Here is a 23926-nt window from a genome sequence, read left to right as displayed (position 1 = left end):
CAACACCACCCGCGCCAGCCAGTTGATCCAGGTCCTCGACCCGAACGGGAACATCGTCGCCGCCTCCTCGTCGCGGGTGGACAACTCGCCACTCACCGATCTGCGGCCGCCGGACGGCGCGCTGATGCGGTCGGAGGTCGGTGAGATGCCGCTGATCGACGACGACCACTCGTTCCTGATCGTGGCACAGGGCGCGGCGTACCACGGCACGACGTACACGGTGGTGGTCGCCTCGTCGGTGCAGACCCAACGGCAGACGGTGCGGACGGTCTCGAAGTACCTGCTGATCGGGTTCCCGCTGCTGCTGCTCGTGGTCGGCGTGGCCGGGTGGCTGATGATCGGGCAGGCACTGCGGCCGGTGGAACGGATCCGGTCCCGGGTGCAGGGCATCGGGACGCGAGACCTCACCGAGCGGGTTCCCGTACCGGAGACCAGGGACGAGATCGCCCGGCTGGCCGTGACCATGAACGAGATGCTCGACCGGCTCGAGACCGGGCAGGCGACCCAGCGCGCGTTCGTCGCGGACGCCAGCCACGAACTGCGCTCACCGCTGGCCACTCTCACCGCCGCGCTCGAGGTGATCGAGGCCGACACCACGGGGAAGGCGTGGCGCGAGCTGCGGCAGGTGATGGAGACCGAGACCGACCGGATGCGGCAGCTCGTCGAGGACCTGCTGCTGCTCGCGAAGGCCGACGACACCGGCATCCGGATGCGGCCGACCGACGTCGACCTCGACGACCTGGTCGAGGCGGAGATCAAGCGGCTGCGCAACTCGAAGCCCGAACTCACCGTCAAGGGCGACGTGCATCCCGTCCGCGTCACCGGCGACCCCGCCCGGCTGAGTCAGGTACTGCGGAACCTCGTCGACAACGCCGCCCGCGCCGCGCACACCACGGTGATGCTGACGACGGCCGAACACGACGGCTCGGCGGTCATCACGGTCGAGGACGACGGCGACGGCATCCCCGAGGAGGACCGGCAGCGCGTGTTCGAACGCTTCGTCCGCCTCGACACCAGCCGGTCCCGCGCCAGCGGCGGCTCCGGCCTGGGCCTCTCGATCGCCCGCGAGATCACCCGTGCCCACCACGGCACCATCACCCTCACCTCCTCCCCGGCCGGCGGCACGACCGCCACTGTCACGCTCCCGATCTGACCGCAGGGGGTGGCGTCCTTCGGCGTGCGGGATCAAGCTGGGTGGTGAAGGAGGTGGGTGTGGTGAAAGCTGTGGCAGGCGATCAGGTAGTCGTGGAGAGCAGTCATCTGATGGCGCACCGGCGGGAAGGGCAGATCGTCGAGGTGCACGATCCGTCCGGCGCCCCGCCGTACCTGGTGCACTGGAGCGACACGGACTCCGACTCCCTGTTCTTCCCCGGTCCGGACGCCCACATCGTGCACACCGGCGGAGCCGGCTAGTCGCTGATCGTTTCGGCGGCGGTCCGGAGTTCGGTGAGGATCGTTCGGACGGCTCGGCGGGCGGTGCGTTCCGGGCGGTGCAGGGCGTCGACGTGCCGGTGCGTCTGCACGCCCCGCAGGGGTTTGAGGACGATCCCCGGATGCGGTCGTGCCGTCCACCGCGGGATCAGGGCAAGCCCGGCGCCGGCGGCCACCATCTCCGCGACCACGGTGAACTCGTTGACCCGGTGCACCACGTCGAGCCGCCGGTCGGCCGCGGCCCCGATCGCCTCGATCGTGGCCAGCAGCGGGAACCCGTCGTGGACGGTGATCCACGGTTCGCCGGCAACGTCCCGCGGCGTCAGCGACCGCTTCGCGGCGAGCGGATGATCGACCGGCACGGCGACATCCATCGGCTCGTGCAGCAGCGGCGTGACCGCGACCGTCCGCGGCCAGGCCGCCGTGTGGTCCAGCCGATGCGCCAGAACGATGTCGTACTCACGGGTGAGCGGCGGGAACTCGTCCTGCGGTACGTCCTCGTCGTGCAGGCTGAGCTGCGGCGCGGCCCCGGACCTCAACAACCGCGGGAAGAACGCCGCGGCCGCACTGTGGAACGCGGCGACCGTCACCACCCCGTCAGGCTGCTCGACGAACTCCGCCACGGTCTGCCGCGCTCGCGCCAACGCCGACTCCACGTCGGCGGCCGCACCCGCCAGCGCCCGGCCCGCCGCGGTCAGTACGACCCGCCGGCCGTCGCGCTCGGTCAGCGGTACGGGCATCGACCGCTGCAGCAACCGCAGTTGCTGCGAGATCGCCGACGGGGTGACCAGCAACGCCTCGGCGGCTGCGGTCACGCTGCCCAGCTCGCCGACTTCGCGGAGTACTCGCAGCTGCCGTTCGTCCATTCTCATACTGTAGTTGCACTTCAGTGTCGCTGAAGAAGTTGGTACTTGGCTTCAACGACTCCGCGCGTCACCGTTGACCTCGTGCCCGGATCTCGCCGTATCGATCTCATCCTCCTGCTGGTTGCCGTCGTCTGGGGGTCGAGCTACCTCGCGGCCAAGACCGCGACCGGAAGCGCGCCGGTCCTGACCGTGCTGTTCCTGCGGTACGCGATCTCCGCGATCGCACTGGTCCCCTTGGCTCGCGGGATCCGCCGGGGCGAGGTGAGGGCCGGTCTGATCCTCGGCCTCACGCAGGCGTCGGTCCTCGTACTGGAGACGTACGGCGTCACGCACACCAGCGCGGCGAACGCCGGGCTGATCATCAGCCTCACGCTCGTCCTGACACCGCTGTTCGATTGTCGCGGTCTGCCGCCGCGGTTCTACCTCGCGGCTGCGCTGTGCGTGATCGCGGTCGGACTGCTGACGTCCGCACACGGCCTGCATGCTCCCGGCGTCGGCGACCTGTTGATGCTGCTCGCCGCCGTCGTCCGCGCGGGCCATGTCGCACTGGTCGGGCGGCTCTCGGCCGGACTGCGACCGTTGCAGCTGACAACGGTCCAGACCTTGGTCGGTACGGCACTGTTCGCCGTCCCCGGCGTACCGCACCTGCCGGTGCACGCGGGCGTCGGGACGTGGTTGCAGCTGGTCTATCTCGCCTTGTTCTGCAGCGTTTTCGCGTTCCTCGCGCAGACCTGGGCGGTGCAGCGGACCTCCGCCAGCCGGGCCAGCCTGCTGCTCGGCACCGAGCCGATCTGGGCCGTTGCCATCGGCATCGGTCTGGGTGACGAGCGGCTCACCGTACCCGCGGTGTTCGGTGCGCTGCTGATGCTGGCCGGCACTACTTGGGGCCAGTCGATCGAGCGAGCGCACCGGCGCTCACGCGAAGACCAGCTCGAGTTGCAGCCACTTGGCTAGGTCGCGGATCTCGCGCTGGACAGCGGCCGCCAGGGTCTTGGAGAACGGCTCGTCCTCGTGGATCGCGTCGACCCGGAAGACGCCGGCCTTCCGGTCCGACACCGCGTCGAGCTTCCCGACCAGTCGGTCGTTGTGCAGGATCGGGAGCGCGAAGTACCCCCAGCGGCGCTTCGCGACCGGCTTGTACATCTCCAGCTGGTAGTCGAAGTCGAAGATCTCGGTCAGCCGCTTGCGGTCGTACACCAGCCGGTCGAGTGGCGAGACGATCGCGGTCCGGCCGGCGAACGGCTGGTCGAGGAACTCCGGATCGACCCGCCACTCGCCCCGCACGCCGTCCACGACGGCCCGCTCCCCCGCCGCGCCGGCGTCAAGCGGCTCGCCCGGGCAGGCCGGGCCCTTCGCGCGCAGGAGGCCCATCGACCGCAGCCGCTGCTCGTCCCGGATCCGGAGCGCCTCGGCCAGCGGCACCGGCGGATCGTCCGGGTACACCCGGGAAGCCAGGTCCCACAGGCGGTCCCTGCCGTTGCGGCCCGCGATCGCCACCTCACCCCGCTGCATCATGAACTCGAGCAGCTGCGACACGTTCCGGTTGTTGGTCCAGCCGCTCGACTTCCACGGCCGTACGCAGGTGTCCGGCAGCTCACGCATCACCAGCGGACCGTCCTGGCGGAGGCGTTCGAGGATGTCGAGGCGGCAGCCCTCGTTCGCCTTGACCCAGTCGCCGCGGTACGTCTGCCAGTCGAGCGGCTCGCCGTCCGCCGGCCACGCGTCCATCTCGGCCCGGAACAACGCCAGCGTCTCGGGCAGCCGGACGAATCCGCGCAGCTCCACCAGCTCCAGCGAGGCGAGCGCATCGGCCAGCTCGGCGGCCTCGTACGACGATCCGAGTCTGCTCCAGGCGACCAGGTCCGCGTTCGGAGCCACGTACGCCGTCTGGTCGAGCTGCAGCACGTTCAGCCCGCGGACGACCTCGTACAGGTCGGCCGGTCGCTCGCTGGTGAGCAGTTGCGCGCGGACGGCGAGCCGCCGCGCGTCGCGTTTGGTCAGCTGCAGAACGGTCACGCCCAGAGACTAAGCCCCAGGTCGGACAGTACTCTGAGAAGCGGGAAGGCATTGGAGCCGAGCGGGTGGGGACCTGAGGCTCGGATGGCAGGGGGTACTTCGTGGCGTTGCGTAGTCGGGCGTTCCTGCTCGGTGTTGTGTTGCTGGCGGTGGCCGGTGCGGCCGGCTGCTCGGCCTCGGCAGGCACCGCCGCGCCGCCGTCCGAGCCGCCGATCGTGCTGCCGCAGACGCCGGGCGCGCTCAAACCGGCCACCAACTGTGCGAAGTCGACCGAGTCGCTGGCTCCCGCCGCCGACGCCGACGGGGTCGTGCTGAGCGTCAGTACGGATCCCAGCCACACATCGCTGCTGCTGAAGAACACCGGCAGCATGACGGTGGTGGTAATACCGGACGCCTCGTACAGCACCCGGTTGATCGCCGCTCCGTACGCGAACCCGAAGGACGCGGCCTCCCGGGTCGCGCTGATCGCGGTCAACAGCGGCGGCGCCCAACTGCCCAGCATTCCGGCGTTCGTGCCGAAGAACCAGACCATCACGCTGCCGCCGCAGTGGGCGGTCTGCGCGCTCAGCGACAACGTCAAGGAGACGGCGAGCGTCCGGTACGTCCAGAACCAGGCGTCGAGTGCGGAGTACTTCGTCACCAAGGCACTCGCCGATCAGCTGCTGGTGAAGATGAGCATGGATCGCAGCCGGTCGACGCTGATCCGCTGCGCCCGGACCACCACGACGATGCTCGGGACGAACCCCGGTCTGCCGGACATCGAGTTGTACGTCAAGATCCTCGGGCCCCGGTCGGCCTGCCGGGCCGGGTACACCGCGCTGCTCAACGGCGACGAGCGCGCCGCCGGTCAGCTCGGCGCGACCGTACTCAACCAGCTCGGCAGCGCGCCCCGGTTGTTGCCGGACAGTCCGTTGCTCGGTATCAGCGCAAGCCCCTGACCGTCGGACGCCGACCAGGGTCGGGTCCGGGTCGGGTCAGGGGAAACTCCACTGCCGCCCGGCCCGGCCGGACCGGAGACTGGAGTCCTACCGTTCGACACCTCGGAGGACTTCACTCATGTTGGGCTTCATCATCGCCGGTCTCGTCATCGGAGCACTCGCCCGGCTGTTCACGCCCGGCAAGCAGAAGCTCGGTCTGCTCGCGACGCTGCTGCTCGGCCTGGCCGGTTCGGTGATCGGCGGCACGATCGCGAGCATCCTCGGCACCGGCGGCATCTTCGATCTGAACCTGATCGGCTTCGTGGTCGCGGTGATCTCGTCGGTGATGCTGGTCGGCACCGCCGAGTCGCTCGCCGCCAAGAACAAGAACTGATCCCTGCTCGTCCGCCTGAAGAATCCGCCTGGAGCGCCGTCCGTCAGACGTCCTCGTTCACCGCCATCGCCGCCCGTGGCTCACGGCCCAGCGGCTGTGGCGGCCGGGGCAGCAACGGGCGGCGCTTCTGCAACGTCCGCACCACCGGGTGATCGACGGTGACCGTGATCTCCTCCCCCGCATGCCGGAAGGTGATCGCCGCGCCCGGGCCGTCGTGCACGGTGTACTTCACCGCGACCGGATCGATCTCCACCTTCAACCGGACGCCGCGCCAGCGGACCGTGAAGCTCAACCCGGACAGCCCCATCGGCAGCGCCGGATCGAACGACAGCGTGCCTTCCTGGTCGCGCAGTCCGCCGAACCCTGCCACCAGCGCACTCCACGCACCACCGAGCGACGCCATGTGCAGCCCGTCGCCGGTGTTGTGGTGCAGGTTGCGCATGTCGATCAGCGCGGCCTCGTACGCGTAGTCGTACGCCAGGTCGAGGTGACCGACCTCGGCCGCCATCACCGCCTGCACGCACGCGGACAACGACGAGTCCCGCACCGTGAGCCGCTCGTAGTAGTCGAAGTTGCGCGCCTTCTCCTCGGGCGTGAACGCGTCGCCGCACCAGAAGGTCGCCAGGATCAGGTCGGCCTGCTTCACCACCTGGGTGCGATAGAGCTGGAAGTACGGCGCGTGCAGGAGCAGCGGGTACTTGCCCTTGTAGCTCTCGAAGTCCCAGACCGCGTACCCGGTGAAACCTTCGGACTGCGGGTGGACGCCGAGGTCTCGGTCGTACGGCAGGTAGACCGCGGCGGCCGCGTCCCGCCACGACGCCTCCTCCTCGCTGTCGACGCCGAACTCACGGGCCTTCGCCGGCAACTTCGCGGCCACCTCTGCCGCGGACCTCAGGTTCCGCGCGGCCATCAGGTTGGTGAAAACGTTGTCGTCGGCAACGGCGCTGTACTCGTCCGGACCGGTCACGCCCGGCAGGTGCCAACGGCCGTCGCGGTCGTGATGGCCGAGCGACATCCACAACCGGGCGGTCTCGACCAGCAACTCGAGCCCGGCCTCGCCGAGGAAGGCCTCGTCACCGGTGGCCCGGTAGTACCGCATGACGGCCTCGGCGATGTCGGCGTTGATGTGGAACGCCGCCGTGCCCGCGGGCCAGTAGCCGGAGCACTCCTGGCCGCGGATCGTCCGCCACGGGAACGCCGCGCCGCGGAAGCCCAGCTCCTCGGCGCGCTGCTTCGCCATCTCCAGGGTCGAATGCCGCCAGTGCAGCGCATCGGCGGCCGCGTCCGGCATCGTGTAGGTCAGCACGGGCAGGACGAAACCCTCGGTGTCCCAGAACGTGTGCCCGTCGTACCCGGCACCGGTCAGGCCCTTGGACGGGATCGCCCGCCGCTCCGCCCGCGCACCTGCCTGCAGAACGTGGAACAGCGCGAACCGCACCGCCTGCTGCAGCTCCGGGTGGCCGTCCACCTCGACGTCGGCGCCGTCCCAGAAGTCGTCGAGGAAGGTGACCTGCTGCTTGGTGAGCCCGTCCCAGCCGGAGAACCGGGCACTCGCCAGCGCGGCCGCGACCTGGTCCCGGATCGCGGTCTCGGACCGCAGGCTGGACCAGCCGTACGTCAGGTACTTCACGACGCGCAGGCTCTCGCCCGGCTGCAGTTGGGCGATCACCGTGGTCCGTGCCCAGTCCTCACGTACGTCCTGGTCCATCGCGTACCGGACCGTCGTGTCCACCTCGTGCGACATCGCGGCGGCCATCAACTGCTGGCTGCGAGTCGTGCGGTGAATCAGCACGGTCCCGTGCTCACCGCCGTCGTGGCTGACCGGCTTCAGCGGATTGTCGAGGACCGCTGCCACTCGTGGATCGTCGGACAGCTTCGGCTGGGCCTCGTTCGCGACCAGTTCGGACTGGATCACGAACCGGGCCGGCTGGTCGACAGGTTCGACGATGTACTCGATCGCGGCGACCGCGCGCTGGGTCAGCGAGACCAGGCGGCGGCTGCGGACCTTGATCCGCTTGCCGCCCGGCGAGGTCCAGTCGACGTCGCGCTCGAGGATGCCGGTGCGGAAGTCGAGCGAGCGTTCGTGCTTGGTCAGGTAGCCGTAGCGGACGTCGAACGGCGAGTCGTCGACGAGCAGCCGGATCAGCTTGCCGTTCGTGACGTCGACGAGCGTCTGCCCGGACTCCGGGTAGCCGTAGCCCGCCTCGGCGTACGGCAGCGGACGCTGCTCGTAGAACGAGTTCAGGTAGGTACCGGGGATCGCGTACGGCTCGCCCTCGTCGAGGTTGCCGCGCAGGCCGATGTGACCGTTCGACAGCGCGAACAGCGACTCGGACTGGGCCAGCTTGTCCATCGCGAGCCGCGTCTCTCGCAGCCGCCAGGGCTCGACCGGGTGATGTCCTCGATCGATCACTTGTCCTCCAGCAGCTCTGCGAGGTCCCGTACGACGATGTCGGCGCCGTGCGCCTTCAGACCGGCGGCCTGTCCGACGCGGTCGACGCCGACGACCTGCCCGAAATGTCCGGAGCGGCCCGCGGACACGCCGGCCAGCGCGTCCTCGAAGACGGCCGCCGCGGACGGTTCCACACCGAACCGGGCGGCCGCGGCCAGGAAGGTGTCCGGGGCCGGCTTGCCCCTCAGCCCCTCGGTACGGATCGTGACGCCGTCGACGATCTCCTCGACGTACTTCGCCAGGCCGGTGACGTCGAGCACCTCGCGGGTGTTCGCGCTCGACGAGACGACCGCCCGGCGCAGGCCTGCCTGCTCGGCGGCCTGCAGGTACCGCCGGGAGCCCTCGAAGACGTGCACGCCCTCGGTCCGGATCCGCCGCTGGACGGCCTCGTTCTTCCGGTTGCCGAGTCCGTTCACGGTCATCGCCGACGGCGGATCGTCCGCACTGCCCTCCGGCAGCGTGATGTGCCGCGCGGCCAGGAAGTCCCGTACGCCGCTGGCCCGCGGTTTCCCGTCGACGTACGCGTCGTACTCCGCGCGGGCGTCGAACGGCACGAACGCGATGCCGTGCTGCGCCGAATAGTCGCGGAGGAACTCGTCGAACATCTCTTTCCACGCCGCAGCGTGGACGGCAGCGGTATCGGTCAGTACGCCGTCCAGGTCGAACAAACAGGCCTGGATCCCCGTAGGTAGTCCGAGCATGCCGCCCACGCTAGCGGGTCAAGCGGTCCGGGAAGGCACCGGCAGGCTAACGGCAGGCTTTCATCCGAAGATCCCTGCGAACCAGTCGAGCTGCGCGAGCTGCTGGTAGGTCTGCCCGCCCTCGTGTTCGTTGTACTGGTAGACCTCGATGTCCTTCTGCTCGCTCCCGTAGTGGTTGTACGCGGCGAACACCGTCGACGGCGGGCAGGTCGCGTCCATCAGCGCGACCGAGAACAGCGCCGGCGCCGTCGCGAGCCGGCCGAGGTTCACGCCGTCGAAGTAGCTCAACGTGCCGAGCACCGCGTCGACGTCCTGCCGGAAGCCCTTCAGGTACCGGGTGATCTCGCCGTACGGATCCTTGTCGGTGATCTGCAGGGCGCGCTCGAAGTGGCAGAGGAACGGTACGTCGGGAGCGCAGCCGAGCAGCTCGATCCCGGCCAGCGGCGCGAGCCCGGCCGCGGCGATCGAGATCCCGCCGCCCTGGCTGCCGCCGCTGACGATCAGCTTGTCCGGGTCCACGAACGGCGACGTCCGGGCCGCGTCCAGTGCCCGGACCGCGTCGATGTAGACGCGGCGGTAGTAGTACGTCTCCGGGTCGGTGATGCCGAGCGTCATGAAGCCCGGCGTGTGGTTGAGACCGGCGTACGGGGTGTCGTCCGGGGTGCTTTCGAAGCCGCCCTGGCTGTAGCCCTGTCCGCGGGTGTCCATCACGAAGTGCGCGTACCCGGCCTGCGCCCACAGCGTGGTCGAGTGCGGCAGGCCGCGGCCGCCGCTGTAGCCGTGGTACTGCACGACGGTCGGCAGCGGGCCGTCGGCACCGGCCGGGACGTGCAGCCAGCCCCGCACCGGCGTGCCGCCGAAGCCGGCGTACGTGACGTCGTAGGTGTCGATCAGCGCGAGCTTGTTGTCGATCTCGGTGAACGTTGCGGACAGGTCGTCGGTGCGCGCCTTCTCGATCGAGCGGCGCCAGAAGTCGACCAGGTCGGCGGGTGCGGCCACGTCGGGCCGGTACGCGCGGAGCTTGTCGAGGGAAAGGTCGAACATGGCCATGAGGCACAAACCTACGCCCGCCAGGCGTACCGCGGTAAACGGTGTCCAGATTCGGACGGTCAGGCGTGAGGTAGTACCTGGTCGAGCTGACTGCGTGAGGTGATGCCGAGCTTCGAGAACACCTTGCGCAGGTGGTACTGGACAGTGCGGGCACTGATGAACAGGCGGGTCGCGATCTCCGGGTTGGAGAGACCGTCGCGGGCCATCTGCGCTATCTGGGTCTCTTGCGCAGTCAGCCCGGTCTGGGTCTGGACGACCCGTTGGTGCACCGTACCGCCCGCTGCTTGCAGCTCACGGCGGGCGCGTTCGGCAAAGCCGGCCAGACCCATCGTCGTGAACGCGGTGTACGCGGTACGCAGGTGGTCGCGGGCGTCGGCACGGCGGCGCTCGCGCCGGAGCCATTCGCCGTACAGCAGCTGCGCTCGGGCGAGCTCCACCTTCAGCCGGGTCTGCTCGAGGTGTGCGATCGCCTCCTCGTACAGGCGTTCCGCGCTCGCGCCCGCGCTGATCATCGCGCGCGAGCGGGCATGCACGCCGAGCGCCCACGACGTACCGGTCGCTGCCGCCATCACGCCGACTGTGTGGCAGGCGCGGTGTGCGGTGTCGATGGCGCCGGTCCGTACCGCGGCCTCGACCAGCTCCGGTTGTACGAGCATCATCGACAGCGCATCACTCGGATCCCGCAACGCCCTCCCGGCCGCGTCGTGCGCATCCTGGTACCGGCCGAGGCCGTTGGCGAGTACGGCGCTCGCCCACTCGGCGAAGGCGATGCCGATACCCTCACCACGGCGGGTGCCGTCCTGTTCGGTCGCTCGTACCATCGCGAGTGTCTCGTCCCGGTCGCCACGGAACGCCGCCAGCGCCAGCCGACCGTACGGTGCCAGCTGGCCGCCTGTCGACTCGTTGGCCGCCTGCGCCTCCACAGTCAGCGTCGCGGCCGCAGACAGGTCCCCGGAGAAGACACTCACGTACGCCAGTGAGGTCAGTGCGAGAGCCACGTTGCTCAGTACGCCGGTCTCACGCACGAGCTGTAGGTGCCTGCGCGACAGCTGCTCCCAGCGATCCGCATCCCACAGCCGTAGCGCAGAGGTCGTTGCCATCCACAACTGCTGCAACTCTTCCTCCACCGACATCCCGGAACCGAACCCGGCCAAGGCCTTGTGCAGCGTCTCAGCGCCCGCCGAGTAGCCGTCCCGGTAGTACAGCGCGTTGCCGTCGAGCAGGAGGTCCGCAGGGCGAACTATCGCGGGCCGCGGTGCTTGCGCCGCGGCCCGAGCCACCTCGAACACGTCACCACCCGGCTTGGCCAGGCGGCCCGCGAAGATCGCTGCCGACAAAGCGTCGAGGTACGTAGCCCGTGCCAGCGCCACGTGGACGCTCTCAAGCCTCTTGGCTGCCTTGAGCATCAGCTGCGGCGCGTCGTTGCCCCGGTTCGTCAAGAACGCCAGCTGTGCCCGTACGAGATCTGCTCGGGCACGCTGCAGCTCACTGAGCTGTTCTCTCTCAGCCATTGCCAGCAGGTCCGCGGCCGAGTCGTAGGCACCCGTCTGCAGCTCTGCCTGCGCTGCGGCGAGCGCCCGACCCGCACGCTTCTCCGGGTCGACCGTCAGCGCGGCTGACCGCAGCAGGAAGGCCGCAGTCGCTGCGAACCCGCTGCGAGCTTGTGCGCGTCCCGCAGACTGCTCCAGCTCGTCTGCGATGTCCTCGTCCGGCCCGGCCGCTCCTTGCGCACGGTGCCAGGCACGACGATCCGGGTCGGCCGCCGCGTCGGTCACCGCTGCCAGCGCCCGATGCACCTCGCGCCGCTCGTCCGCCGACGCAGTACAGTACGCGGCCGACCGCACCAGCGGGTGCCGGAACCGGATGTGCGTACTGAATTCCGCCAGCCCTGCATCCATCGCAGCGGCAGCAGCCTCCAGCGGCAGACCGAGTCGCGCGGCGGCGCGCCGTACCAGTGCGTCGTTGCCGGACGGCTCCGCGGCGGCCAGCACCAGGAGACGCCGAGTATCGTCCGGCACCGCGTTGACCCGCCGTACGAACGTGTCCTCGATCCCGCCCGCGCCGGGCAGCCCGAACCCGCCGGCAAGCTGCGCAGGTGTCAGTTCGAGCAGAGCGAGCGGGTTGCCGTGCGCCTCCGCCACCAACTGGTCGAGTACCTCTGTGTCGATCGGCGAGCCCAGTACGGAGTCCAGGAGAGCGCGAGCGTCCGCGTCGCGCAGTCCACCGATGGGGTACTCCGGGAGACCCGCCAGCACCTGGCCGACCTCACGGGTCGCGAAGACCAGCGCAACCGACTCCGCGTCCAGCCGGCGAGCTACGAACGACAGGATCTGCGCCGAACACCTGTCCAGCCACTGCTGGTCGTCGACGATGCAGACGAGCGGTTGCTGCTCAGCAGCCTCGGCCAGCAGGCTGAGCACGCCCAGACCGATCAAGAACATGTCCGGCGGCGGACCGGCCCTGATACCGAACACGGTCCGCAATGCGTCCGCCTGCGGTCCGGGCAGCCGGTCCAGCAGATCGAACAGCGGTGCACACAGCTGGTGGAGACCGGCGAACGCGAGCTCCATCTCCGACTGCACGCCAGACACCCGGGTGACCCGGCAGCCGTCAGCAGCGCCGGCCAGGTGGTCCAGCAGCGCTGTCTTGCCGACCCCGGCCTCGCCGGACAGCACCAGCGCCCTGCTCCGGCCGCTGCGGACCTCGGACACCAGCTGGCCGAGCGCAGCGCACTCCACCCGCCGTCCCGTCAGGGTCGGCGTGGCAAGGTCAGCTGGGCGTTGCACAGCCACAAGCTATCCCTCCTCGCCAGCCAGTGGCGGATGCGGACGCTGGGGCCGTTCGGGTTCCGTAATGGCATGACACTTCACGACAAGACCGTCCTGGTGATCGGCCGCGGCGGCGGCATCGCCCGCGCCGTGACCCTGGCCGCGCGGGACGCCGGCGCTCGGGTGGTGACCGCGGGGCGTAACCAGGACCAGCTCAAGGCCGCGTACGACGGGGAACCCGGGATCGTCGGCGAGTACGTCGACCTCACCGACGAGGCCTCGATCGCCGCGCTCGCCGACCGGCTCGGCAGCGTCGACCACGTCGTGTCCACGGCGTCCGCACGGGCCCGCGGGAAGGTGGCGGACCTCGATCGGGAGGCGGTACGGCTGTCGTTCGACACCAAGGTGATCGGGCCGCTGATGCTCGCGAAGCACGTGCGGTTCAACGAGGGCGGCTCGCTGACGATCTTCTCCGGCGTGGCGGCCGCCAAGATCGCGGTCGGCACGCTGGCGGTGGCGATCACCAACGGCGCGGCCGACGTACTCGCCCGGTCGCTGGCGCTGGAGCTGGCGCCGATCCGGGTGAACGCGGTCTCCCCCGGCGTCATCGACACCGGGGCGTGGGACGGGCTCGGCGACGGCAAGGCCGGGTACTTCGCCGACCTCACCGCCCGGAACCCGGCCCGCCGGATCGGCACCGTGGACGACGTCGCGGCGACCGTACTGTTCGCGATGACCAACACCTTCGTCACCGGTACGACGCTCCGCGTCGACGGCGGCGAACCACTGATCTGAGGAGGCCCCGAGATGGGACTGGCATGGCAACAGGGCCCCTTGGCCACCGCCGCGATCGGGCGGTTCCTGGTACCGGTCGAGCTGCCGGAGCGGATGCTGTTCGCCGAGCCGCTGCGCAGGCGGATGCGAGTGCGGTTCGCCGACAGCTGGATCGCCGACAGCGAGGACGTCGTACTGCTGCACGAACCGGGACGGTATCCGGTCGCGTACTTCCCGGTTGCGGACGTTGTAGCCGACGTACTGAAGGCAGAGGACCGTACGACGCAGCACAAGGACCTCGGGGCGACCACCTGGTTCACGGTGTCAGCAGGTGATACCAGCAAGGCACGGTCGGCGTGGCAGCACACGGAGCTGCCCGACTACGCCAGTGAGCTGAAGGGACGGGTCGCGTTCGCGTGGCGGGCGATGGACGCGTTCTACGAGGAGGACGAGCGGATCGTCGGCCACGCGGCGGACGCCTACCACCGCATCGACATCCGGCAGACGAGCCGGCACCTGGTCGTACGCGACGGCGACCAGGTCGTCGCCGACTCCTCCCGGCCGCTGGTGCTGTACGAATCGGGCTTCGCGCCGCGCTGGTACGTACCTCGGGAAGACGTCGACGAGAGCGTGCTGACACCGGTCGAAGGGCAGACGTTCTGCCCGTACAAGGGTCTGTGCAGCTACTACGACGTCGGCGACGCACACCGCGCGGTCTGGTCGTACGAGAACGCGTGGACCGAGGTGCAGCGGATCTCCGGGATGGTGTCGTTCGAGGCCGACAAGGTCGACGTGGAGCTGGACGGGCGGCGGCTGCGGTTGGAGCCTGGTCAGGGTGTCGTGTCGCACGGTGTCGACCGCGACCTGACCGTGGAGGAGCTGTCCGGATGAGCGCTGGGACTGTGCTGTCGGTAAACGTCGGCCTGCCCAAGGACGTCGAATGGAACGGGCGGACCGTCCACACCGGCGTCTGGAAACAGCCGGTCGACGGGCCGGTGACGGTCCGTCGCCTGAACGTCGACGGCGACGGTCAGGGCGACCTGGGAGGGCACGGTGGTGAGCAGCGGGCCGTACTGGTCTATCAGCTCGACTCCTATCGTCACTGGGAACAGCACTTCGGGCGGGACGATCTCGTGTACGGGCAGTTCGGCGAGAACCTGACGGTCGACGGGCTGCCCGACGACGAGGTCTGCATCGGAGACCGGTACCGGATCGGCACGGCAGAACTGGAGGTGACGCAGCCACGCGTGACCTGCTACCGGGTCGGTCTGCGGATGGGTGAGCCCGAGCTGCCGTCGTTGCTCGTCAGCCATCACCGGCCGGGGTTCTACTGCCGGGTGATCACGGAGGGCGAGATCACTGCCGGCGACTCGATCGTCAAGACCGCGACCGGTCCTGGGGCGTTGAGCGTGTCCGACACGGATGCGCTGCTGTACCTGCCCGGGCGCGACGTCGAGAAGCTGCGGACTGCAGTACGGATCCCTGCGCTGAGTCCTGGTTGGCAGGGGTCGTTCCGGGACCTCTTGAAGGAGGAAGTCGCACCGAAGCCTGCCTGGGAGGGGTTCCGGGAGCTGCGGGTGGAGGAGGTCGTCGCGGAGACCAGTGACGTGTTCTCTGTTCTTTTGAGCGGCCGAGATCTACCTACGGCGCAGGCTGGGCAGTACCTGACGTTTCGGCTGCCGGGTGCTGTACGGAGTTACTCGCTGTCCACGTCGCCGGGCTACCGGGTGAGCGTCAAGCGGGAGCCGCATGGTGTCGGCAGTGCGTACATGAGCCAACTGCAGCCCGGGAGCGTACTGGAGGTCGCTGCGCCACGGGGTGACTTCGTGCTTGAGGAGGGCACCGGGTCGGTGCTGCTGCTGTCTGCTGGTATCGGCGTGACGCCTGTGTTGGCCATGCTTCACTCGCTAGAAGGCACGAGCCGCGAGGTGTGGTGGGTTCACGCAGCCCGTACGCCGGCCGAGTACGCGCTGGCTGAAGAAGCACACGAACTGCTGGCCCGACTGCCGTATGCGCATGAGCAGGTGTACTACAGCTCTACGGATGGTCGGCTGACGAAGGACAAGCTGGTGGAGCTGGGGCTGCCGTCTGACGCCACGGCCTACGTGTGTGGACCACAGTCATTCATGACCGATATGCAGGAGGCGCTGAATGCCCTGGGGATCACGCGGGTCCGTACGGAGCTGTTCGGTGCGCTGGCGTCGCTGAACCCAGGTGTCATCGGCGAAACGACTAGACCACCGCACCAGCCCGACGGTGCACCCGGTACGGGGCCCATGGTCACGTTCGCGCGCAGCGGGATCTCCACGGCCATGCGAGACGGCAGCCTGCTCGAACTAGCGGAAGCCTGCGACGTACCAACCCGCTGGAGCTGCCGAACCGGCGTCTGCCACAACTGCATAACCCCACTCCTCGCCGGAGAACTCAGCTACTCCCCCACCCCACTAGAACCACCACCGGCCGGACAGGCGCTGCTCTGCTGCTCCCGCCCAACCACAGACGTCGTCCTGGACATGTGATGGATTACAGCTCGAGGCCGAAGCCTGGGGCCTCCGACAGTTGGACGTGACCGTCTTCGAGGGTGTAGGTGCCGGGGCCGGGGACGCCCTCGATGATCGGGGTGTTGCCTAGGCCGGCGGCCAGGTGTGCGGCGTACAGGGTCTTGAGTGGCAGGCCCCAGGCGTGGGGTGATGCCTCGGCCTTCAGCAGGGGCATGGTCTGGCGCCACTTGGTGAGGCCGTGGCCGATGACGTCCATCAGGGCCACGTCGATCAGCCCTTCGTTCGCCAGGGCGAGGACGTGCTCGACGTCGGGGTCGTACTCGCCGTCTGCGACCCTGGTCGAGCCCTGCAGGCGTTCGTGCAACGCCTGCAGGTCCGGGCGCCGTTCGGCGAACGGTTCTTCGATCCAGTAGAGGCCGCAGTCCTCGACACTGTCGAGATACTCGAACAGACCGTTCACGGTGAAGCCGTCGTTGCCGTCGACGAGGATCGCGGCGTCCGGGTACAGCTCGCGGGCCAGCCGCGTCACCTCGATGTCCCGAGCCAGCCCGGCCCGCACGTCCATCCACCGGTGCCCGCGGCCGATCTTCAGTTTGAAGTCGCGGAACCCGAACGCGTGGTCCTGCGCGAGATTGTGCCGGATCGCGTCCAGCCCGCCGTCCAGGTCGTCGAAGTAGATCCCGCCGCTGTAGCACCGCACCCGCGGCGACCCGGCGCCGCCGAGCATCGCGTACACCGGGACGTCGAGGATCCGGGCCGCCAGATCGTGCAACGGGTAGTCGAGGAACTCCGCCGCCGCGTCGATCACCCCAAGCTCCGGGTCGATCAGCTCGACCACCGGCCGGCCGACGATCAGCCCGGGATCCCCGTCCGACAACGGAAGCCCCCAGCCGGTCGCGCCGCGGTTCGTCTCGACGACGTACGCCGAGACGCTGCCGCCGTTCCCGTGGCTGCCGAGGAACGAGTTGCGGCCGATCGTCCGCAGGTACTCGTACCGAACGTCCACGGTGCCGACCGAGCTGATCACGTGCCGCGACAACGTCGACCCTGTCACTGGAACAGTCCCACGAACCGGCGGTAGGCGGACGGACTACTCAGTACGTCGGTGCTGTCCACGAACTGGTCGATGGACCCGATCGGCCCGATCCGCTTCAACTGCGGATCCGACACCGTCGCATGACAGGCCGCGGCGAAGCGTCCGGCGTCCAGGACCTGCGCCGGACGGCCGAAGAACAGCCGCGGCGCCGGGTCGAGCGCATCGGTGACGCCGAGCGCGTTGTGCCGCCGGGCGAGCAGCTCGTACGCCGTCACCAGTGCCCGCTCCCGGTCCGCGAAGTTGCCCGCGGCAACCGTATCCGCAAGCGCCCGGTCCAGCCCGTCCGCGTGCCCGAGCCGGGCGAACGCCGTACCGAGCCATTTCGTGTACGGCGCGTACGCGCGGGACTGCAGCAGCGCCAACCGCATCACCTCGCGGGCCAGCCGCGCCGCTACGACCCGGGACCCGAGCTCGTCGCCGACCTCGTAGGTCCGCTGCATGAACGGCTCCTCCTGCGCGATCCGCGTCCACTGGCACGCCAGCAGCCACCGCCAGACCTCGTCCGGGTACCACTGGAGTGCCGCGCGCACAGGCGCGAGCCGACCGTCATCGGCGTACACCTGCCCCTTCACCACACCCAGGAACTGCTGCTGCGGGGTGACCAGCCAGTCGTCTGTAGCGATGCCCTGGGACGCGTCAAAGCCCAGCTGCCCGCGCAGCCATTCGCCCAGCGTGGCAACGGTCACTCTGTGCTCCACGGCATTGACGGACGAGCCGAACCGGACCGCGAAGCCGCGGTACTCGTCCGGAAGCACCGCCTCGATCCGCTTGCGGACAGGCTCGGGCTCGTCGACCAGTACGACGAGCCGTGGACCCCAGTCGTGGTCCATGGAGCGCGCGGTGTCGTAGCCGAGGACATCGGAACCCCAGCCGATCAGCCCGGCCACGTGCGCCGTGTCGCTGAGCACAGGCGCGATCACCTCGGCGTAGAACCCGGCCGACAGCTCCTGCGCGTGCACGAACTCAGGCATGCGCAGCATCCTCCCACTCCCCACTAAAGTGGCGCTCGTGATTTCGCATGTGGTGTGGGACTGGAACGGCACGCTGCTCAACGACAACCACGCTGTGCTGGCCGCCGTCAACGAGGTCTGCATCGGGTTCGGCCGGCCGGAGCTGACCTGGGGCGAGTGGCAGGCGGCGTACGCGCGGCCGATGCGGCTCTCGTACGAGCAGGTCCTGCAGCGCGCGCTCGACGACGAGGAGTGGGAGCAGGTCGACAAGCTCTACCACGACCGGTACGACGCACTCCTGCACACGTGTGAGCTCGCGGTCGGTGTCCACGACGTACTGCGGACCTGGGGCGTCGGTGGGCGGACGCAGTCGTTGCTGTCGATGTGGTTCCACTCGCGGCTCACCCCGACCGTGGAGCAGTACGGGCTCACGCAGTACTTCACCCGCGTGGACGGGCTGCCCGGTGAGGTCGGGGGCGGATCCAAGGCGGACAGCCTGGTACGGCACCTCCAAGAGCAGCAGCTGGATCCGGCTGGCGTCGTACTGATCGGCGACGTGGTTGACGACGCGCAGGCGGCGCAGGCAGCCGGTACGCAGTGTGTTCTTGTCACTACCGGGGCGATGACCCGCGAGGCCCTGGAGACGACCGGCGCACCGGTCACCGGGTCGATCAGCGAGGCCCTGGGGCTGCTGAACCGGTGAAAGGCCCGTGGTTCTCCCTGGTGTGAGCAACCCGCGTCTGACGAGACGGTGGTGTCACCAGAAAGGGAGGCACCACCGTGACGCAGGTAGTAGTTCTACTGGAGCAGGACAACCAGGACGCTTTGGAGTGGGCGGCCGCCGAGGCCGCGGCCCGGCGCGCTGAGCTGCGCGTGGTCTACGCGTTCCGCTGGCCGTACCTGCTCGACGCGCTCGGCGAACTCACGGTGGAAGAGCGCGATCTGGAGACGGCTGAGGTTGTCGTCGACAACGCGATCGAGCACGTTCGGAAGATCTTCCCGAGTCTGCAGATCAGCTCCACAGTCTTTCCTGGTCGTGCTGTCGACGCCCTCCTGAGCGAGGCCGAAGACGGTGCACTCTTGGTCATCAGCCGCGGGCACAGGTTCGAACGGAAGCTCTCGCGTCGATTGGCCCGCCGTACGAAGGCCTCGCTGGCCGTAGTGGGACTGACGCCGCACCGGACGGTGGGACCGTCCTCGGGGCGAGTCGTGGTGGCCGTCGACGGGCTCGGGTCGGATGCGCTCGGCTTCGCGTTCGGTGCGGCACGTCGGCGAGGTACCGGTCTGACCGTGTTGCAGACGAGGGCCGACGCGGACTGCGTAGCTGCGTGGCGGACCGCCTATCCGGAGGTCGACGTACGTTGCGGGACCGCCGACGGAGCGAGCGCGGTGCTGGCCGAGTCCACCGCCGCGGCGCTCACCGTGCTGACGGCGGACCGCCACTGGCGTCGGCAAACCCCCAACACCGACGTAGCGCGGCTGGCCAGCGGACCGGTCGTGCTGGTCTAGCCGTCGGGGGTGTCTGGCTGACCGCTTAGGCTTGGCCAAGTGAGAGAGCTTCGGGGCCGGCAGCGGGAGTACGACGTACTGAACCGGCTGGTCAGCGAGGCGAAAGCCGGGCGTAGTCAGGTGCTGGTGCTCACCGGCGAGGCCGGGGTCGGCAAGTCGGCGTTGCTGGACGCGATGGTCGCCGCGGCCGACGGATGCCGGATCACGCGGACCGCGGGGATCGAGTCCGAGATGGAGCTCGCGTACGCCGGTCTGCACCAGTTGTGCCTGCCGTTCCTGGAGCAGCTCGACGGGCTGCCGGCGCCGCAGCGTGACGCGCTCGGTACGGCGTTCGGTCTGCGGAACGGACCGACGCCGGACCGGTTCCTGATCGGGCTGTCCGTGCTGAACCTGCTCGCGGCCGGCGACGAGCCGGTGCTGTGCGTGGTCGACGACGCACAGTGGCTGGACCTGATGTCGGCGCGGATCCTCGCGTTCGTCGCGCGGCGGCTCGCGGCCGAGTCGGTGGTGATGGTGCTCGCGGTCCGGGACGGGGTCGAGCACGCCTTCGACGGTCTCGACGTACTGCCGGTCCGCGGGCTCGACGACGCCGACGCGCGGGCGCTGCTGGACTCGGTACTGCCGGGGCCGATCGACCCGCGGGTGCGCGACCGGATCGTGGCCGAGACGCGCGGCAACCCGCTCGCGCTGCTCGAACTCCCGCGCGCGTGGACGGCTGCCGAGCTGGCGGACGGGCTGACGTCCGGGACGCTGGCGGGGCGGATCGAGGAAGGGTTCGTCCGGCGGCTCGAGGTGCTGCCGACCGACGCCCGGTTGCTGCTGCTGACCGCGGCGGCCGAACCGTTGGGCGACCCAACGTTGCTGTGGCAGGCGGCCGAGCAGCTCGGGCTGGGCGCGGACGCGGCAGCCGGGGCGGCCGAGTCCGGGCTGATCACGTTCGGCCAGCACATCCGGTTCCGGCATCCGCTGGTGCGGTCGGCGGCCTACCGTACGGCGACCCCGCAGCAGCGGCTCGCCGTACACCGGGCGCTGGCCGCGGTCACCGATCCGGCGACGGACCCCGATCGGCGGGCGTGGCACCGCGCGCAGGCGACGATGACGCCGGACGAGGACGTCGCGCTCGAACTCGAACAGTCCGCGCGGCGTGCTCGTGCCCGTGGCGGGTTCTTTGCCGCAGGCATCTTCTTGGAACGCTCGGCGGCGCTGACGATCGACCCGGGTCTACGTGCTGATCGCGTACTGGCCGCAGCCACCGCCAAACGCAGCGCCGGCGCACTGGACGCCGCCCTGGACCTCCTGGGTGCCGCCGGCAACGGCCCGGCCAGCCCGATCCGTGAAGCCGAGATCACCCGCCTGCGCGGCGAGATCGCCTTCGACCGGGGCCACGCCGCCGAAGCCGCCCGCACCCTGGTCGAGGCCGCCGCCCAACTCGAACCCCACGACCACCCCCAGGCCCGAATCACCTACCTGGAAGCAATCTCCGCCGCCATCTGGTCCAGCGGCCCCGAAACCCCCGGCATCCTGGCCGAAATCGCCACCGCCATCCCCGCACCCAGCACCCTCGACCGAACCACCTCCGCCGCGTCCGGCACGCCCGGCACGCCCGGCACGCCCGCCGGCACGCCCGGCACGGGGGCCGCCGCATCCGCACCTTCGGGCTCCGCGTCGTCTTCACCCGGCGCCTCCGGCGACCTTCTTCTGCAGGCGTTGGCGCTTCGCTTCACTCGGGGGTTTGTAGCGGCTGCTCCGCAGCTTGTGGAGGCGCTGGAGCAGGCCCGGGTTGGGGAGGCAGGTGACGAACGTGGGTGGTTGTGGTTGGCGGGGAACCGGGCGAGTGGGATCGTGGCGATCGACGTGTGGGACCTCGACGCCGCGCTCGAACTCGCCGCCCGGCACGAGCGGATCGCCCGCGACAGCGGCGCACTGGTCCAGCTCCAGTGGGCGCTCAACTTCCGCGCGAACGTCGTCTCGATGACCGGCGACCTGACGGCGGCCGCGGCGTACGTCGAGGAAGAACGCCAGATCGCGAACGCCACCGGCAACCGGGTCCTCGGCATCGGCGCCATGCAACTGCAGGCCCTCCGCGGCGACGAATCCGCCGCAACCCCGCTCATCGACGCGATGATCCGCGAAGCCCGCGCCCAGCACCAGGGCCGGATGACCGCGATCGCGACGTACACCAGCGCCCTGCTCAACAACGGCCTGGGACGCTACGAAACCGCCCGCGACGCCGCTCTGCAGGTCTTCGAGCAGGACCCCGTCGCGTACGGCGCACTCGTCGTCGGCGAACTGACCGAAGCCGCCTCGCGCACCGGCGACACCAAGCTCGTCGAGACCACGCTGACCTGGCTGACCGACCGCGTCGCCGCCGTACCGACCGACTGGGGCCGCGGCATGGAAGCCCGCGCCCAGGCCCTCCTCACCAACGACGAGGACGCGTACCGCGCGTCGATCGACCACCTCGGGAGGACCGCGCTGCGGATCGAGCTGGCCCGCGCCGAGCTCCTGTACGGCGAATGGCTCCGTCGCGAAGGCCGCCGCCAGGACGCCCGCGAGCACCTCCGGACCGCCCACGAACAGCTGACGGCGATGGGCGCCGGCGCCTTCGCCGACCGCGCCCGCCACGAACTCCTCGCCACCGGCGAGACCGTCCGCAAACGGAGCCCGGAAACGACCAACGACCTCACCGCGCAGGAATCCCAGATCGCCGGCCTGGCCCGCGACGGCCTGACCAACCCGGAGATCGCCGCCCAGCTGTTCATCAGCCCCCGCACCGTCGAATGGCACCTCCGCAAGACGTTCGCCAAGCTCGGCATCACCTCCCGCCGCCAGCTCCGCACTGCCCTGACCCGCTGAACTACTCGCCGATCTTCTTCGAACGGAGGACGATCTTGGTGTCGGGCGGTGCCTTGGTGCCGCCGGCGGGTTGTTGGGACACGACCACCCAGTTGCGGTCGTTGATGAGCAGACGGCCTTGGCCGGTGGCGTCCACTTCGGTGAGGTAGTAGAAGCCCGCCGCCTGCATGGTGTCCTGGGCCAACTGATGGTTGAGCCCGACCACGTTCGGCACCACACCTACCTGGACGGACGGCCGTGCTGCCGACGAACTGCTCCCCGTCGGCTGCACGGTTACGGTGGTGGTGGCAGTCGTGGTGACCGTCGCCGTCACGGTTGGCCGGCTGTCGGACGTACCACCACCACCGCCGCATGCTGTCAGCGACAGCAGCCCGACACCGACGACGACCGCCTTTCCGATCACTCTCTATGCATACCCCATCACTCTGTGCGCAACCAACACCGCGGCTGCAAGCGTTTCCAGCAAGTAGTAGGTTTCCTCCGACGCCGTGGAGGTGCACTGTGACGAGCGAAGTCCTGGAAGGTCGTACGGCTTCCGGCCGCGGCGTACGGGTGCGGTACTCCGCAGCCGGCATCGAGGAAGTCACCGACCACCCGTCGGCGCCGGACCTGCTGCTGATCCCCGGCCTGGTCGACCTCCAGCTCAATGGCTACGGCGGACTCGACGTGAACGACCCGTCCGCCAACGAACTGCCCGCACTCGTCCGTGCGCTGTGGGCGCAGGGTGTGACCACGGTCTACCCGACGATCATCTCGGCCGACGACGCGACCACGACCACGCTCGTGAAGACGGCCGCCGCCGCCCGCGCGAGCGATCCGGTCGTGCGGTACGGCGTACCCGGACTGCATCTCGAGGGCCCGTACATCTCGTCCGTGGAAGGTGCTCGCGGCGCCCACGACCCGGCCGTGATCCGGGACCCGGACGCGGACGAGTTCGACCGCTGGCAGGCCGCCGCGGACGGGGCGATCGCGATCATGACGGTGGCACCCGAGCGCACCGGTGCCGTCAATTTCACCCGGCACCTCGCGGCGAACGGCGTCCTGCCGTCCGTCGGTCACTCGCTCGCGACAGCCGCCGACGTGCACGCGTTCGCAGCCGCCGGCGGCCGGATGTCGACGCATCTCGGCAACGGGCTGCCCGCCCTGATCGATCGGCACCACAACCCGATCTGGGCGCAGCTCACCGAGGACCGGCTGACCGCCGGATTGATTGCCGACGGCCACCATCTGCCGGGCGACACGTTCGCCGCCCTGGTCCGCGCGAAGGGCGCCGAACGTTGCGTCCTCACCAGCGACGCGGCCGCACTCGCGGGCTGCGCACCCGGCGACTACCAGACTGCGGTCGGCGGCGAGGTCACCGTCACACCTGACGGCGGTCTGCGGCTGACTGGTACGCCGTACCTCGCCGGCAGCGGTGCTTCGCTCCTCGACTGCCTGCGCTGGGCCACGAACCACCTCCCGCTGGACGTCGCCGTCACGATGGCGACGACCACTCCCGCCGAGCTCCTCGGCCTGCACGACCGCGGCCGCCTCGAACCAGGCGCCCGCGCCGACCTCCTCCAATTCGCACGCACCGCGGACGGCGGCCTCGGCGACCTGGTGACCGTCGTCGTCGACGGACGAGCCGTTCGCAAACCCTGAACAG

General features: G+C 69.7%; 21 protein-coding genes. 12 read left to right on the top strand and 9 right to left on the bottom strand.

The features are described from left to right. Positions 1–124: 124 nt before the first annotated feature. Entirely contained in the window at positions 125–1153 is a 1029-nt protein-coding gene (locus tag ACFYRU_RS16775; RefSeq protein WP_387662904.1) for a sensor histidine kinase, read from the top strand. Positions 1154–1212: 59 nt separating this feature from the next. Continuing rightward, positions 1213–1413 (top strand): DUF1918 domain-containing protein, encoded by a 201-nt coding sequence (locus ACFYRU_RS16770; protein WP_387659131.1) that lies wholly within the window; start codon positions 1213–1215, stop codon positions 1411–1413. On the opposite strand, the gene ACFYRU_RS16765 is transcribed toward ACFYRU_RS16770, so the two are convergent. Continuing rightward, the gene (locus tag ACFYRU_RS16765; protein ID WP_387659129.1) at positions 1410–2297 is read right to left on the bottom strand and encodes a LysR family transcriptional regulator; all 888 of its coding nucleotides are present in this window, start codon (positions 2295–2297) and stop codon (positions 1410–1412) included. The genes ACFYRU_RS16770 and ACFYRU_RS16765 overlap by 4 nt on opposite strands. 81 nt (positions 2298–2378) lie before the next feature. Here ACFYRU_RS16765 and ACFYRU_RS16760 point away from each other — a divergent pair, with 81 nt between their 5' ends. Continuing rightward, on the top strand, positions 2379–3251 hold the full coding sequence (locus ACFYRU_RS16760; RefSeq protein WP_387659126.1) for a DMT family transporter: 873 nt from the start codon (positions 2379–2381) through the stop codon (positions 3249–3251). On the opposite strand, the gene ACFYRU_RS16755 is transcribed toward ACFYRU_RS16760, so the two are convergent. Further along, complete coding sequence (locus tag ACFYRU_RS16755) at positions 3213–4313, bottom strand: DNA glycosylase AlkZ-like family protein (RefSeq protein ID WP_387659123.1); 1101 nt, start codon at positions 4311–4313, stop codon at positions 3213–3215. The two genes, ACFYRU_RS16760 and ACFYRU_RS16755, sit on opposite strands and share 39 nt — an antisense overlap. 101 nt (positions 4314–4414) lie before the next feature. Between ACFYRU_RS16755 and ACFYRU_RS16750 the strand changes: the two genes are divergently transcribed. Both ACFYRU_RS16750 and ACFYRU_RS16745 read left to right on the top strand, forming a co-directional pair. Continuing rightward, positions 4415–5251, top strand: a complete 837-nt coding sequence (locus ACFYRU_RS16750) for a hypothetical protein (RefSeq protein WP_387659121.1) — start codon at positions 4415–4417, stop codon at positions 5249–5251. A 118-nt stretch (positions 5252–5369) separates the two neighbouring features. After that, complete coding sequence (locus ACFYRU_RS16745; protein ID WP_387659118.1) at positions 5370–5624, top strand: GlsB/YeaQ/YmgE family stress response membrane protein; 255 nt, start codon at positions 5370–5372, stop codon at positions 5622–5624. Between the two features lie 43 nt (positions 5625–5667). Here the strand turns inward: ACFYRU_RS16745 and ACFYRU_RS16740 are convergent, their stop codons facing one another. Genes ACFYRU_RS16740 through ACFYRU_RS16725 form a run of 4 tightly spaced genes read right to left on the bottom strand, consistent with a single transcriptional unit; the run spans position 5668 to position 12613 of the window. Then, positions 5668–8037, bottom strand: a complete 2370-nt coding sequence (locus ACFYRU_RS16740) for a glycoside hydrolase family 65 protein (RefSeq protein ID WP_387659115.1) — start codon at positions 8035–8037, stop codon at positions 5668–5670. Next, the gene (locus tag ACFYRU_RS16735; protein WP_387659112.1) at positions 8034–8777 is read right to left on the bottom strand and encodes a beta-phosphoglucomutase family hydrolase; all 744 of its coding nucleotides are present in this window, start codon (positions 8775–8777) and stop codon (positions 8034–8036) included. The genes ACFYRU_RS16740 and ACFYRU_RS16735 overlap by 4 nt, the downstream gene beginning before the upstream one ends. A 60-nt stretch (positions 8778–8837) precedes the next feature. Then, positions 8838–9827, bottom strand: coding sequence for an acetylxylan esterase (locus ACFYRU_RS16730; protein WP_387659110.1), 990 nt, complete (start codon positions 9825–9827; stop codon positions 8838–8840). Between the two features lie 59 nt (positions 9828–9886). Then, positions 9887–12613, bottom strand: coding sequence for an AAA family ATPase (locus tag ACFYRU_RS16725; RefSeq protein ID WP_387659107.1), 2727 nt, complete (start codon positions 12611–12613; stop codon positions 9887–9889). A gap of 72 nt (positions 12614–12685) precedes the next feature. On the opposite strand from ACFYRU_RS16725, the gene ACFYRU_RS16720 reads away from it, so the two are divergent. Genes ACFYRU_RS16720 through ACFYRU_RS16710 form a run of 3 tightly spaced genes read left to right on the top strand, consistent with a single transcriptional unit; the run spans position 12686 to position 15888 of the window. Continuing rightward, positions 12686–13390, top strand: a complete 705-nt coding sequence (locus ACFYRU_RS16720; protein WP_387659104.1) for an SDR family oxidoreductase — start codon at positions 12686–12688, stop codon at positions 13388–13390. A 12-nt stretch (positions 13391–13402) separates the two neighbouring features. Beyond that, entirely contained in the window at positions 13403–14260 is an 858-nt protein-coding gene (locus ACFYRU_RS16715) for a DUF427 domain-containing protein (RefSeq protein ID WP_387659101.1), read from the top strand. Continuing rightward, positions 14257–15888 (top strand): MOSC domain-containing protein, encoded by a 1632-nt coding sequence (locus ACFYRU_RS16710; RefSeq protein WP_387659099.1) that lies wholly within the window; start codon positions 14257–14259, stop codon positions 15886–15888. The genes ACFYRU_RS16715 and ACFYRU_RS16710 overlap by 4 nt, the downstream gene beginning before the upstream one ends. A 4-nt stretch (positions 15889–15892) precedes the next feature. On the opposite strand, the gene ACFYRU_RS16705 is transcribed toward ACFYRU_RS16710, so the two are convergent. Next, a complete protein-coding gene (locus tag ACFYRU_RS16705) occupies positions 15893–16924 on the bottom strand; it encodes an enolase C-terminal domain-like protein (protein ID WP_387659096.1) in 1032 nt (343 codons plus the stop codon). After that, positions 16921–17937: a DUF4037 domain-containing protein gene (locus ACFYRU_RS16700; RefSeq protein WP_387659093.1), complete on the bottom strand. Its 1017-nt coding sequence runs from the start codon at positions 17935–17937 to the stop codon at positions 16921–16923. Before ACFYRU_RS16700 ends, ACFYRU_RS16705 begins: the two co-directional genes overlap by 4 nt. 37 nt (positions 17938–17974) lie before the next feature. On the opposite strand from ACFYRU_RS16700, the gene ACFYRU_RS16695 reads away from it, so the two are divergent. The 3 genes from ACFYRU_RS16695 to ACFYRU_RS16685 all read left to right on the top strand — a co-directional run bounded on the left by ACFYRU_RS16695 (position 17975) and on the right by ACFYRU_RS16685 (position 22281). Further along, positions 17975–18619: an HAD family hydrolase gene (locus ACFYRU_RS16695; RefSeq protein ID WP_387659090.1), complete on the top strand. Its 645-nt coding sequence runs from the start codon at positions 17975–17977 to the stop codon at positions 18617–18619. 77 nt (positions 18620–18696) lie between these two features. Next, entirely contained in the window at positions 18697–19425 is a 729-nt protein-coding gene (locus tag ACFYRU_RS16690; protein ID WP_387659088.1) for a universal stress protein, read from the top strand. A gap of 39 nt (positions 19426–19464) precedes the next feature. Next, a complete protein-coding gene (locus ACFYRU_RS16685; protein ID WP_387659085.1) occupies positions 19465–22281 on the top strand; it encodes an AAA family ATPase in 2817 nt (938 codons plus the stop codon). 1 nt (position 22282) lies between these two features. Here ACFYRU_RS16685 and ACFYRU_RS16680 read toward each other — a convergent pair whose 3' ends face one another. Then, the gene (locus ACFYRU_RS16680) at positions 22283–22684 is read right to left on the bottom strand and encodes a PASTA domain-containing protein (RefSeq protein WP_387659082.1); all 402 of its coding nucleotides are present in this window, start codon (positions 22682–22684) and stop codon (positions 22283–22285) included. A 98-nt stretch (positions 22685–22782) separates the two neighbouring features. Here ACFYRU_RS16680 and ACFYRU_RS16675 point away from each other — a divergent pair, with 98 nt between their 5' ends. Further along, complete coding sequence (locus ACFYRU_RS16675) at positions 22783–23922, top strand: N-acetylglucosamine-6-phosphate deacetylase (RefSeq protein ID WP_387659080.1); 1140 nt, start codon at positions 22783–22785, stop codon at positions 23920–23922. The last annotated feature ends 4 nt before the right edge of the window (positions 23923–23926 follow it).

The organism is Kribbella sp. NPDC004536 (assembly GCF_042873835.1).
In the GTDB taxonomy this organism is placed as follows: Bacteria; Actinomycetota; Actinomycetes; order Propionibacteriales; family Kribbellaceae; genus Kribbella.
The sequence above is the reverse complement of the archived record's forward strand: the minus strand, read 5'-3'. Positions and strand labels throughout refer to the sequence as shown.